Raw genomic sequence first — 12,737 nt, 5'->3', positions numbered from 1 at the left:
ATGATATAAGGGCATATGTTTCTTTCAACCTTTTTTCTGTCTATGCCCTGCAACCAATTTTCCTCCGATTAACAAGGCAAGGGCATACTCAAATCCAAATCCTGGAGTCTTGCTTGCCTCGGTTCCGGAATTCTCCTGAGTTTTACCTGTTTCCTCTGATTTTCCGGAAGTTTCTTCAGAGGCCTGTGCTGTTTCTTTTGCCTGTGGATCTTTTTCAATCACCAAGAAGGCCCCTGAAGGTACCACATAATCTCCTATAGCCTGGAAAAGGATGGAATTTTCTCCGGATTTCAGGTAGCCTGTGATATCCCTCATATCGGTATCAAGGTCAGGATAAGGTTCTCCATTGGTAATTCCGGGAAATTTTTGATCATTTACTAGGAGAGTATTATCATTCCAATTTCCGGACTGAGCAATCGTCCAGAGAGTTGCACTGCGGACAGGGAGTTGCAAGGTAGGCTTGAGCATTTCGCATATTGTCTCATTAGAGGTCGCATAATAAAGCGGGTTGCCGCTCTCATCTATCTGAGAATTGAGTTCATCAGCTCCTTCATTGATCCAGTATTCGATATCTTTTCCGTTAGAGTCCATATAAACTATTAGCAAACCTACACCGTCAATACAAACAAAAGATGCATCAGGGCCTATGTTTTCAACTTCAGTGCTATAAGTGCCCGAACCACTTACAAGATCTGTTACATTATAAGCCCAGGTGCCTGTGGGATAATCGTAGATACCCCAGCCTTTCCGGTCACTGTATTCTTTTTCAGGTGTAAGCTCGTTCCCGTTAAAGCTCAACTTCATCTCAGGGTACCTGCCCGTGACACCTTCTGCACTCCAGGTCCAGTAATTATAGAGCCTTGCGAATTTTACGGTCGCCCCTTCGGGCAGGTCGACATTATGTGTTACAGAATATACGTCTCCTGGATAGACCTTACCGCTGTAATAACTGCCCCCTACACTATAATAGAGATCTCCCTTAACTGTGTCATGGACATAGGTTTCAAGGGGTTTATCTGCTATATATCCATTTTTTTCGGGGGCCTGTGCCATGGCAGGTAAGGCAAGTAAACAGCATAATCCTGCCATAACGCAAAATATCTTTGCTAGACGGTGAAATATATTTCTCTCTTGACTGAGTTTTACTCTCCTTATTTTATGCTTACTTTTTACCTTATGCTTTTTAGTTACTTCCCGATTCTTTTTCGTATTATAATTCTTCTTTTGATCTCCTTTTTGTTCTACTTTTCTTGTCTTCATATTCTATCTTCCCACCTGCAAAATTTACCTATTGTTTCTACTATTCCGCATCTCCATGTTCCTTTTTCAGCTATCTTTACCATTCCAGTTTCACAGAGGTCTTGTTTGTCTACTAATTCTGCCAGGTGCTGGGTAAAGTCCTAGTCAAGCTCTTTCTTCTCATTCGTCTTCGCCAAATTTAAGACTCTATTGAAATACTTCAAAAACGGACTGGTCAGACGTTCTTCAAAATATAGACTTCGATCACAATGAGTGGAGGAGTAGATCTACATTTTCAGTGACTGTCTGTAACTCGCATCCATTTTTCGTAAATTGCTAAAAAATTTATTCAGGAAAATATTTCTTTTTGTACAATTGCAATTTTTACTCAGTACCTCCGGATAGTGAAAAAAGAGCGATACCAATCGCGAACTCTAACACTAACTAATTTATATGAAATATCGTTTAATTTTGTTCTCCAGATTCTCAAATGTTATAACTTATTAAATAAATCCTTAAATAATATAATTTGTTAAATAAATATTCAAATAGTATAATTTAGTAGATAGCTAATAAGTTAGAGTATATAATTTTTGTTAAAAAATTAGTAATTAATATGTTAATATAGCAATAATTATTGCGATTATTAGTTATTACTATCTATGTCAAAGTGAATCAAAGTGAAAATGAAAGTTTAAGAATTGAAAATAAAAATATTGATACTTTAACCAGCAAGCAACTTGATCATTAATTTTAATTTTATTTGAATGATTCTAAATAAGATTAAATTTCCATAATCGGATTTATTTATTGTTGAAAATATAATCTTTTTACAGTTTAATTTTGGACGAAAATATTCATTAATCTACAATTAAATTATGTTTTATTATAATATTTCATATAATAGAAGAAAGTAGTAATATTTAATAACCTTTAAGTTTTTGTAATTATTCAATTATGATGTGAAGTTTGCCATATTAATTTTACAAACTTAAAGGAATCTACCCCAAAGATCAGAGATTTGTTAGCTTCTCTCAAAGTTGAGATATTACTCTATTGTGAAAGTGAACGGCTATGAAAACAGAAATTTCAAAAATAATTATCTTGTTTGTCTTTTCGCTATCATTGCTAATTTCAATTCCTCTTACAGGAGCCAGCTACTCTTTTGAAGGTATACCCTTAACTCCAGATGCTCAGGGTACTTTCCAAGGAGAAGTTTACATAGACGGAGGACATGGACTTGCATTTCCTCCTTACTCCGAAAATTTTAGCGTTCCAGACGGCACTGTCCGCTGGGCTCGCCTGTATATCGGAGTTTGGGGAGGTACGGAAAATTACGAAGGATGGGTCCAGCCTGAGTTTAACGGGCAAAAGCTTGAGCAACTACCGCTTGCCGGGGTTAATGACGAAAGCAAAAACGTATACTGTGCAGGTCATGGTGTTTACTGGGTTTCCTATGATGTAAGTAATATCGCGAAAACCGGTGAAAATATTGTGAACGTCCTTACGAGCAAGGGCGAGCCCGGAAACAAGCTAGATGGAAGGGTCTACGGTGCGGTACTTGCCGCGGGATGTGAGAACGAAAAAGCACCTACAGTTTCCTACCAGCTCCTGAGCGGAAACGTAAATCTTCACGGGAAAGGCTGGAGCGGTACTCTGGCAAGTTCAAATGACGTGACAAAGGTCAATTTTAGCTGCGGACAGGTTTTGAGTAGCAAGGATACTGCAAATCTTTCGGTAGTATACCTTACAGGATCAAAAGGCCTGCCTGATTATCTTGAATTTAATGGAAAGATGCTTGGAACCTCGCCCCAGAACCTTTCTGAAAAGTATGGAGAAAAAGTTAGGGATATTGCTGATGAGACAAGTAATGATGCCTCTGGAGGTGAAGGGTCCTCTTCCAGGTATTTTGATATAGAAAATTTCGATGTGCTTGATTATCTGCAGACCAATAACTCAGCAGCCTTTGTGAGGGGAATTGACCTGGACGGGGACGGGGAAATTGATGATCAGGAAGGAGAGGACTACCTGCATCCTGTCCTTGCAGCTCTGGTTCTAAGCTCAAAGGATACGGAATCTGTCCTCCCTGATCTCTATCCTGAGATGAATGTCTCAGAAAATGAGCTGGTTGATGGAACGCCGGCTAAAGTTTCCTTTACAATAAACAATCCTGGAGGAATCTGCGATCGGAATTGTACTATGAGTTTTCGGATAGATGGAAATGAGGTTTCAACTTTCCCAATCCAGATGACGGCATCAGGAGTGTACAGTTCTTCTTTTTCATGGCCTGCTGTCAAAGGAAAACACTTGCTTGAACTTTCTGTGAATCCGGAAAACAGTATCAAAGAGTCGAATAAGAAAAATAATGCTTGCGCATTAAACGTAAATGTTAAGTCAAAGCCAGAACTTTCGGTTTCTCTTGGGGACCCTGTGAAAATCGAGACAAAGAACGAAGCTGCATCTTCTTCTATAATTTTCCTTTCTTTCATCTCGATATTAGGATCCCGAAGAAAAAAATCGATTCTACTACTTTTACTTGCGGTACTTCTAATAATGGCTTTAAGTGGCTGTGTTGAGGAGTCTCATGCAACAGAGAAAACTGCCTACTCTATCCCGGTAAAGATTATTAATAATGGAGAAGCTTCAGCTCGGAACTTCGATGTAAATATCTCTCTTGATGGAAAAAGTGTCACTGTATTGAATATTCCGGAAATTGAAGGCCAAAAAGAAATCGTGAATGATATACGGATTGAAACCCTGAGCGGGGAACACACCCTTAAAGCGAAAGTCGATGAGCATAACCATATTATTGAGTCGGATGAGGATAACAATGAATTTGAAGCCAGTCGCAATTTTACTTAATCTCCTGCTGCTCACGGTTCCAGCTTCAGCTTCGTATGCCGGAGACAAACCTTTGCAGACAGTACTCCATGACGAACACTATGGAGGTCTCGATTTTTCTCTCGGGGATAGTAAATATAGCGGTGAGCTTGAATACAACAAAAGCTATATGGTTAACTTTAGTGTTAATCTTCCTGCAGAGGGTTCTGTTAAGGTTGCAAAAGCTTACGTTTACTGGGTCTGGAGTAAAAAAGATCTGGAAGGCATATATCCGCAATTCAATGCTTCCATTATAAATTCAGAAACTACTGCGCCCCTTCCTAAGGGACACATGTATACGGACACAAAGGGATTTGTGTCAAGATATGATTATTTCTCGGGGATGAACACATATGACCTTAGTGGGAAGATTTCCAAATCCGGAAATTATTCCATCTCACTGGTGAATACGGACAAAAACGGAAGTACCTTTTGCGTACAGGGTATCGGGCTTCTTCTCGTCTACGAAGACCCCAAATCACCAGCTATCGAATACTGGATTAATGAAGGCTGTGATATGCTGTATGCCGATTATGGGATTACTCCAGAAGTAGCAACAACAACCACTTATTTTAAAGGGGATATTGATCCCGATAATGTCACAGATGCACGTTTGATAACAGTTTCGCCTTCGGGAGGCTACAGTTCAGGCAGAGAAGCAAGGAATAAGCTTTTTTTTAATGAGGAGACTCGTAGTATTCCAGTTCTGGGAGATATCGTCCAGCTTCTGTTTGGAAGTGGTAAAGTCTGGGAGAACGTATACCAGACAAATGAGACTGTCCAGATTGCTCTGGACGAGAAGCCGGTAGCAGATTATCTGGAGCCAACTGAAAATTTTGCTAGTATTCAGGACAATGGGGACTATCTTCTGGCAACAAATGCAATACTTGTGCTTAAGTTTAAAGGGCCTGAATCCTCTGAAACAAAAGGTAGCTGATCTCTTGCAGGAAAGGAATGATAAATGAATATTGTTGAAACCAGAGACCTATCAAAGTTTTATACTTTTGGTTCCGGACTGCGTGTAGAAGCTCTCAGGGAAGTAAATGTTGAAATTAAAGAAGGGGAATTTGTTTCCTTCATGGGCGCTTCCGGATCCGGAAAGTCCACTCTGCTTAACATTATTGGCTGCCTTGATCAGCCTACTTCTGGCAGCGTTTTCATAGAAGATACCGAAGTTGACTACAGAAATTCATCCTATCTTGTCCGACTCCATAGACAGACGATAGGTTTTGTATTCCAGGCTTTCAATTTAATATCTACAATGGACGCCCTGGAAAATGTCTGCTATCCAATGCATTTTAATCGGATTAGCCGTTCCCAACAAAAGCAGAGAGCAACTGAACTTCTTGATCTTGTTGGACTTGGAGATAGAATACATCACCTGCCCTCGGAGTTATCTGGAGGAGAACAGCAAAGAGTAGCCATAGCCAGGGCTCTTGCGAATAATCCCAGACTTATTCTGGCCGACGAGCCCACTGGAAACCTTGATTCGGTTACCGGGAAAAAAATCACAGATCTTATGAAAGATATAAATAGAGAACAGAAGATTAGTTTTATCGTTGCAACCCACGCCTATGACATGGCCAGAGTTGCAGATAGGGTTGTGAAGTTAAGTGATGGTGAGCTTACTTCCTGAGAGTTTTAACTGGAGAAGCCTACATTATTGCTTCAAGACATTTGGAATTTTGTTTGAGAAAATCTCAAAATCTCTTAAAATCCTTAAAATTCTTAAACATACTTTGGCACCCTTTTCTTCAAAAGGGTTTCCCAAATTAATTCTTATCTCCAACTTTATATCTCCAACTTTATAGTTGATATGCTATGAAGTTCAAAGAGAGTAGAGTCATCTACTCTCATTTCTCATCCTTTAGATATCGAGTTTTACTCTACTTACTTTATCCATTCATCTTTTTACATTTAGCTCTCATTTTATACTTGCAGAGAGATGCTCGACTTTTTGTCATAATATTTGTTCCTTTATGCTCGACTTTTTGACATAACATTTGTTACTTTCGGACTGCTCGGAACTATAACTCCTGGGTTTAGCCCGATAACCCAGATTTTTACAGCCCTTGAAAACCATTGCTGCAAACCTTTGCTGGGTTCAGCCGCTTATAGGATGGATAAATGAAAGGTACCGCTGACTTTTCGTGAAAACAAGCAGTACACGAAAAAAATTATATATCGTTATGTTAAATTACATATGTAGCCAAAACACTACATATGGTGTAGTAACAGGCATTTACGGTTAATTACAGGTTACAAACAAAAGAAAAATATGAGTGAAGGTGTAAAAATGAGGAAATCAATTATAGCAATTCTTCTGGGAATACTGTTTATAGGGGTTTCCGGAGCAGCAGTAGTCAGTGCAGTTGCTTCGGATAATGCAGGGTCAAACTATGGTTCTGGGTCAATGAACAGGTGGGCTGCAAGGAACACGGATTCTGGCCCACGTTACGGCAACTTTTCCGATTGTCCTTACTTCAACTCAAATAGTACTGCGAAACTTGAGGTCAAGACTGTAGATGAAGCACTCGAAATTGCAAAGACAGAAATCGACAGCAACGTTTCCAAAGAGGACATTTCTCAGATGCGTCGCTGGTGGATTGTTTCCTATCAGGACGAGGACGGAGTTTACAAGCAGGCAAGAATTGATGCCGTCAGTGGTGAAGTGTTTACCGATTATCCCGTTTGCACAGGAGCGCAGACAGGAAACAGATACGGCAGAGGTCAGGGCTACTGCAGGGCATAAGCTTGTTGGGGATGATAGCGTTTCAATATAAATTAAGTATTGAAGCTATCCCTTAACACTATCCTTTTTATTTATTTATCAGGTTAATTCTTCGCGTTACAGGTTAATTCTGCGGTTTACGGTTAATTCTTCACGTTACAGGTCAATTCTACAACTTACGGTTAATTCTTCACGTTACAGGTCAATTCTTACAACTTACGGTTAATTCTTCACGTTACAGGTCAATTCTGCAATTTACGTTTAATTCTTCGAGTTACAGGTTAATTCTTCAAGTTGAAAGTTAATTTTTCAATTTATTGCCCTTTTATCAAAAATCTCTAATGGATTTTTATATTTGCAGTTACCTTTTTCCGGATATTCTTTTATATTTATGGTAGCAATATCTGAGAAAAAAGTCGGTAGAATAAGAAAAACCGATAATCTCAAGAATATCTGTTATTTTCGAGGTGGAAAGCTTGAATGGCATGGGATATGGCATAACTGGTTCCTTCTGGGGATTTTTCCTGAATCTTCTAATCATTCTTCTTATAGTAGGTGTGGCGGTAGTGCTGCTGAACAGATCCGGGTACACAGCTCCGAGGGATAATGAACGAATTATCAAAATGGAAAAAGATATCGAAGAAATCAAAAAAACAGTCGAAGATATAAAATCCAAGTTAGAAGAAATCTAAAGCTTTATGTCTGCTGCAGGCTCTGGAAATCTTCCAGGCCAGGTGCAACCAAAAGTATGCGAGGATATTCCGGATGGCAAAATCACTTCAACAAATCGTGGATATCGGCGAGGCCCTCTCTCATCCCGTAAGGCTTAAACTGCTTTACCTGCTGGCCGAAAGGGAGAGATATGTATACGAACTCGCCAAGGATCTGAATCTCTCAAGGCAGGTAGTAAACCTGCATTTAAAACGCCTGGAGAAAGCCGGATTTGTTGAAAGTGATCTCAGACTTGAAGATGATGATCTCAGGGCCAAGAAGTTTTATCGGTTAAAGGAGTTTGAGGTTTCTCTCGGGATGGAAGATTTAAAACGGATTTTCGAGTGAAGTCTGGATTCTACCTGATTTCTATATTTTTCGTGTTATTCAGTTTTTTCGTGTTATTCAGTTTTTACTGCCAATATGATCATACTGCCAGTATAATTATATAAGTCTCAGCTTTCTGAATTTCAGGCTCTGATAATTCTCAACAGAAATATATTCAAGTGCATCATAATACTTTTTGGGGATTGGTATGGTTGATGCGATTGGTGAGAGTCTGGAGCTTTCAGAGACTGTTCTCAAAGAAATACTCGATTTGTATAAGGCCATAAGGGAACTCTCTGATGAAGAGATCCTATCCTTCTCTTCGGACAGGCCCGAAAAACTGTTCATGAGGCTGGATGCTTTAATCACCCGGGATTTGGGAAGTGATGTAGTTTCTATTCTCCTGAATAAACAGGAACTGGAACCGATTTTCGTTCTCCTGAACCGGTTCAGAAATTTATATACGGTGAGGCTGGAAACCGGATATGCAAAAGAAATTCTTGCGAGCCAATCTCCCTGGGTAGTCCTTGAAGAATTTCCCTTTTACAAAAATTACCTCAGGCTGATCCAGACAGAATACGAAGGTTTCGGGCTAAAAGCCGGGGACAGGATTTTCTTCCTCGGGAGTGGCCCTCTTCCCCTGACGCTCATCGTTTTCTTCAAATATCATGCAGTAAATGGCACAGGAATAGAGCAGAACCCTGAAAGGGCAAGACTTTCAATAGAAACGCTTGATAAGCTCGGGCTTTCTAAAGACATCACCATAATTAATGGGAGTCACCTCTCCATGAACCCAATTGATTTCCTAGATCCTGCTACCGGAGTAAAGGCTTTCATTATAGCTGCCCAGGCTGGACCTAAAAAAGAAATTCTCGATTATTTACTAAAAGTAATACCGTCAGGCTGTAGGATTTCTTACAGAATTTACGAAAAAGGCTTAATGAAATTGCTAAACCGGGACTTTCTGCTTGATTTGCCAGACGGTTACAGGGAATATAAACGAATCCGGCCCGAACCTCCCGCATATAACACAGTCATTTTTCTAGAAAAAAAGATTAATTGCTCCGGAATTCCGGAGTAGTAACAGACTATTAACAGACTATTAAACAGATTATTTTTATAGATTATTTTTATAGATTATTTTTATAGATTATTTTTATAGATTATTAACCGTCTATTCTAACGGATTACTTCTCCCTTATCGGGACCTGAATTTCAGTCATAAGCTCTTCTTCAGGAACTTCTTCAGGGCTATTGAAATACAATTCTCTGTCAGGGCTCAAGGTTTCCAGGTTATTCTCTCTGGCATACGAGAAAATCTGGTTGTAACCAGCTTCGACTCCCGGATACGGGCCCCGGTAGACCACTGAGATAGCTCTTATAGCAGGCAGTGTTTTCACTTCCATTTTCGGGTCTTCGACTGAGATCCTGCCAGATACAGGCAGGGCGATCTCGATATCAGCCCCTATTTCTTTGTATTCTTCATCATGGCAGAGGAACATAACAGGACCTGTAACTTTTACACGGTTTCGCTGGTTTTCAGGGCTGCCGACACTTGTGCAGATTTCACCTATAAGTTTTCCAATAGTTGCCACAAAAGTTCCTTTTTCACGCTTGCTTATTACTCGCATCTCGGGTATTTCCTTTATAACGGGTTCTGTAATAGACATTTTGAATAACTCCATAACTTTTCCATTGTGTTTGCAGGCGCCCTGCAAGATCCCTTCGATCCTTTGCAGCTGTCCTATTTCCAGTCGAGTTTGCTCAAGTCTCTTCCTGAAGCCTGTTCCTATGTACTCGAAGTCTCCTTTGCTTTCCGCATCCAGAAACAGGGAAATTTCTTCCAAGGAAAATCCGAGGAAGCATAGAGTTTTAATTTTCATTCCCTGTTCCAGCTGGGAAACGGTATAGTACCTGTATCCCGTAAAAGGGTCCTTTGCTTCCGGAACAAGCAGCCCTTTCCGGTCATAGAGACGGAGTGCTTTTTGTGAGAGGCGAGTCATGAAAGAAAACTTACCGATTGGAATTTGATCTACTGACATCTTGCTCAATTCAGTAATCGCCCTGAAATTAGATAAACAACCTTACTTTTCCCTGGGGGAGACTTCCGCGTTAAGGTGGTAGAATGTATATGTATTTCCTCCTTGGAAAATCCAAGGACGTACAGGGTTTTGATTTTCATTCCCTGCTCCAACTGGAAAACGGTATAATATCTGTAGATTTTTGAGACCTGTAGATTTTTGCGAGAGACGGATCATGAAAGAAAACTTACCGATTGAAATCTAATCTACTGGTCTTTGATACATAAGAGTAATATATCTTTAAAATAATAAAAATAAGTGTGAAAGTTATAGAGTTAACCACAGACCCTATAATCATAGAATGGCTCCAAAATATAAATTCCAAACCTAACACGGAAAAAACTTTATAAAATCACGAACTGGAGATAGGAAGTCTTTTTTGTGATCTAAAGATCAAAATTGTTATCCAAAAATCAAGATTGTTGTCGAAAATCAAGATTGTTGTCTAAAAATCAAGATCATATTTTTTTGGTTCACCGCCATCGCCTAGATTGAAAATAAAATAAGAGTGGGGGCTCTGATCTGTCTCAATGGTAGTGCCGGTAACGGTGCTGACTACCGCTGCCGCTGGCAAGGTCATAGAAAAAACGAAAAAGGAGGACTTAGATAGATTGAAGAGAAACTATACGGAAAAAAGAATTTGAAGGTACCGGTGTCGATCGATATGAGGTACTTTTTCGGATGAAGCTATTGTGGAAATAAAAATCAATCACCTATTGAGATGTCTTTTGTGAGCTACGATGTTGTTTGATCGACTCACTGGACCTTCTAAATTAGAAATAAATCAAATCCGTTATATATTTTTTGGATATATACTATATAGAAGAATTTAAATTATGTATGCCACGCGTTGTTCATCTGTGACCCGGTTTGATTGCCTGAAAACCGTGGGCACTGGCTGTTTTATCCCAACATTATTTCGCTTTTTTAATTTCTCTTATTGCAGTTATATATCGTATGCAGATGACTCGCTGTTTTACTTCAACTTCTGATTTCTTTCTTTTACATATTTATTTCTTTTACATGATCGTTCTAAAGTACTAAAATGGAATTGGAATTTACTCAGTGTTTAGCTTTTTTAACCGTTTGCGTCACCTGTTGTTGTATCGCATATCGAACTCTCAAGTGTTTCTGAATATGCGAACTCATTTCAGGATACAATAAGATACGAGATTTACTGTTCCAGATACGAGATTCAAAAGTCAAATTTTGAGTTTCGAGATAGACTCGTTAATTAACCATCTTTTAATATAATAAATTCAATATAAATTTGCGTAGGGGATAGCTTTTTACTATTTTTTTCAGAAAGCACGTGGGCTAGAAGAAGAGAGGACATAGGGGAATGGGGGCATTATGGAAAAGGACTACGATATTATAATTATTGGAACTGGAACTGCGGGCAGAACCCTTGCGGATAAAGTGGCACATTCAGGATTAAAAATAGCTATTATCGACTCGGGAGAATATGGTGGGATTTCTCCTCCCAGAGGCTGTGATACAAAAAAGATGTTCACAGATCTCGCCGGGGTTACTGATTCAAATAATCGATTAATAGAGAAAGGTGTAGGGACAAATTATCCATTAAAAATTGACTGGCCTTCTCTTATTGAATTCAAAGGGAAAGTTACGAAAGAATGTCCTGGAAGAATTGAGAACCATTTTGTTGAAATGGGAATCGATACATACCACGGGAAAGCTTATTTTGAAAATCAAAACACAATCGTTGCCGGGGAAGACAAAATTAAAGGAGAATATATTTTTCTTGCTACAGGTTCAAAACCTAGAAAACTCAACATTTCCGGAGAAGAGTATGTTACCACAAGTGAAGAGTTTATGAAAACCGAAAAGCTCCCTGAAAGAATTATCTTTATCGGAGGCGGTCACATCTCCTTAGAGTTCGCTCATGTTGCACGAAGAGCCATGTCAGAGGTTACAATTCTGCACAGAAGTGAAAGGCTCCTGAGGCACTCTGATGTTGACATGGTGAATTTGCTTATAAAAGCGACCGAAGCCGCAGGAATTAAGATTCTTATGAATAAACCAGTAGCTTCAATCGAAAAAGACGCTAATGGCTTTCTGGTTAGAACTGGTTCCAAATCAGGAACCGAGTCAGAAACTCAGAGCTTCCGTGCGGATATGGTAATTCATGGAGCAGGCCGCGTTCCGAATATAGAGGAGCTTCATCTTGAGAAAGCCGGGATTAAGATTGAAAAGGGAGCTATTGTAGTCGATAAGTACATGAGAACCTCAAACCCTCGAATCTATGCAGGTGGAGACTGTACATCAGAGAGTCTGAAACTTAATTCTGTAGCAGCTCTTCAAGGAGAAGTTGCAGCAGCTAACATCCTTAACGAGAATAGTCTCGAAGTGGACTATACAGGTGTTCCAAGTGCAGTTCATGCAATACCTGTCCTAGCTTCAGTAGGAACCAGTGCCTCTAAAAACAGTGACAAATATAAAGTGATTTACCAGGACAGAAGCAACTGGTACACAACCCGAAAAGCAGGAATGGAGTTTGCAGCTTCAAAGGTAATTATTGATGAAGCAAATAACCGTATAGTGGGAGCTTATATCCTGGGTCCAAATGCTGAAGAAGCTATCAATATTTTCGCTGCTGTAATACGGCTTGGACTCAAAGCTTCGGACATAAAAAAACTGGTCTTTACTTATCCTACTACATGTTCGGACATTCGTTATATGTTGTAAATATTTTCCGACAGGACTTGATTCTTGAAGGTGAACTTCTTAGACATGATGGCGTCATTCAA

The 12,737-nt window shown here is 39.5% G+C and carries 11 protein-coding genes; 8 read left to right on the top strand and 3 right to left on the bottom strand.

The features are described 5' to 3' along the window. Positions 1-24: 24 nt before the first annotated feature. Positions 25-1,260, bottom strand: coding sequence for a DUF3344 domain-containing protein (locus tag MSBRW_RS06305; protein WP_011308460.1), 1,236 nt, complete (start codon positions 1,258-1,260; stop codon positions 25-27). Between the two features lie 1,053 nt (positions 1,261-2,313). Between MSBRW_RS06305 and MSBRW_RS06300 the strand changes: the two genes are divergently transcribed. The 3 genes from MSBRW_RS06300 to MSBRW_RS06290 are packed head-to-tail and all read left to right on the top strand — an operon-like array spanning position 2,314 to position 5,755. Then, complete coding sequence (locus MSBRW_RS06300; RefSeq protein WP_011308461.1) at positions 2,314-4,101, top strand: CARDB domain-containing protein; 1,788 nt, start codon at positions 2,314-2,316, stop codon at positions 4,099-4,101. Next, a complete protein-coding gene (locus MSBRW_RS06295; RefSeq protein WP_011308462.1) occupies positions 4,070-5,056 on the top strand; it encodes a DUF3344 domain-containing protein in 987 nt (328 codons plus the stop codon). Before MSBRW_RS06300 ends, MSBRW_RS06295 begins: the two co-directional genes overlap by 32 nt. Before the next feature lie 24 nt (positions 5,057-5,080). Continuing rightward, a complete protein-coding gene (locus MSBRW_RS06290) occupies positions 5,081-5,755 on the top strand; it encodes an ABC transporter ATP-binding protein (protein ID WP_011308463.1) in 675 nt (224 codons plus the stop codon). 24 nt (positions 5,756-5,779) lie between these two features. Here MSBRW_RS06290 and MSBRW_RS23795 read toward each other — a convergent pair whose 3' ends face one another. After that, the gene (locus tag MSBRW_RS23795) at positions 5,780-5,908 is read right to left on the bottom strand and encodes a hypothetical protein (protein ID WP_268990287.1); all 129 of its coding nucleotides are present in this window, start codon (positions 5,906-5,908) and stop codon (positions 5,780-5,782) included. Positions 5,909-6,415: 507 nt separating this feature from the next. Between MSBRW_RS23795 and MSBRW_RS06285 the strand changes: the two genes are divergently transcribed. From MSBRW_RS06285 to MSBRW_RS06270, 4 genes are all read left to right on the top strand, one after another. Further along, positions 6,416-6,871, top strand: coding sequence for a PepSY domain-containing protein (locus MSBRW_RS06285; protein WP_011308464.1), 456 nt, complete (start codon positions 6,416-6,418; stop codon positions 6,869-6,871). Positions 6,872-7,326: 455 nt separating this feature from the next. Continuing rightward, positions 7,327-7,542 (top strand): hypothetical protein, encoded by a 216-nt coding sequence (locus tag MSBRW_RS06280; RefSeq protein ID WP_011308465.1) that lies wholly within the window; start codon positions 7,327-7,329, stop codon positions 7,540-7,542. A gap of 73 nt (positions 7,543-7,615) precedes the next feature. After that, the gene (locus MSBRW_RS06275; protein ID WP_011308466.1) at positions 7,616-7,909 is read left to right on the top strand and encodes an ArsR/SmtB family transcription factor; all 294 of its coding nucleotides are present in this window, start codon (positions 7,616-7,618) and stop codon (positions 7,907-7,909) included. A gap of 187 nt (positions 7,910-8,096) precedes the next feature. After that, on the top strand, positions 8,097-8,969 hold the full coding sequence (locus MSBRW_RS06270) for a nicotianamine synthase (protein WP_011308467.1): 873 nt from the start codon (positions 8,097-8,099) through the stop codon (positions 8,967-8,969). A 106-nt stretch (positions 8,970-9,075) separates the two neighbouring features. Here the strand turns inward: MSBRW_RS06270 and MSBRW_RS06265 are convergent, their stop codons facing one another. After that, a complete protein-coding gene (locus MSBRW_RS06265) occupies positions 9,076-9,930 on the bottom strand; it encodes a MerR family transcriptional regulator (protein WP_048103061.1) in 855 nt (284 codons plus the stop codon). 1,392 nt (positions 9,931-11,322) lie between these two features. Here MSBRW_RS06265 and MSBRW_RS06260 point away from each other — a divergent pair. Beyond that, a complete protein-coding gene (locus MSBRW_RS06260) occupies positions 11,323-12,675 on the top strand; it encodes a dihydrolipoyl dehydrogenase family protein (RefSeq protein WP_011308469.1) in 1,353 nt (450 codons plus the stop codon). Positions 12,676-12,737 lie beyond the last annotated feature (62 nt).

It is taken from the genome of Methanosarcina barkeri str. Wiesmoor, from assembly GCF_000969985.1.
GTDB lineage: Archaea > Halobacteriota > Methanosarcinia > Methanosarcinales > Methanosarcinaceae > Methanosarcina > Methanosarcina barkeri_B.
Note: the sequence above shows the minus strand (reverse complement) of the source record. Positions and strands in the feature narration are given on the sequence as shown.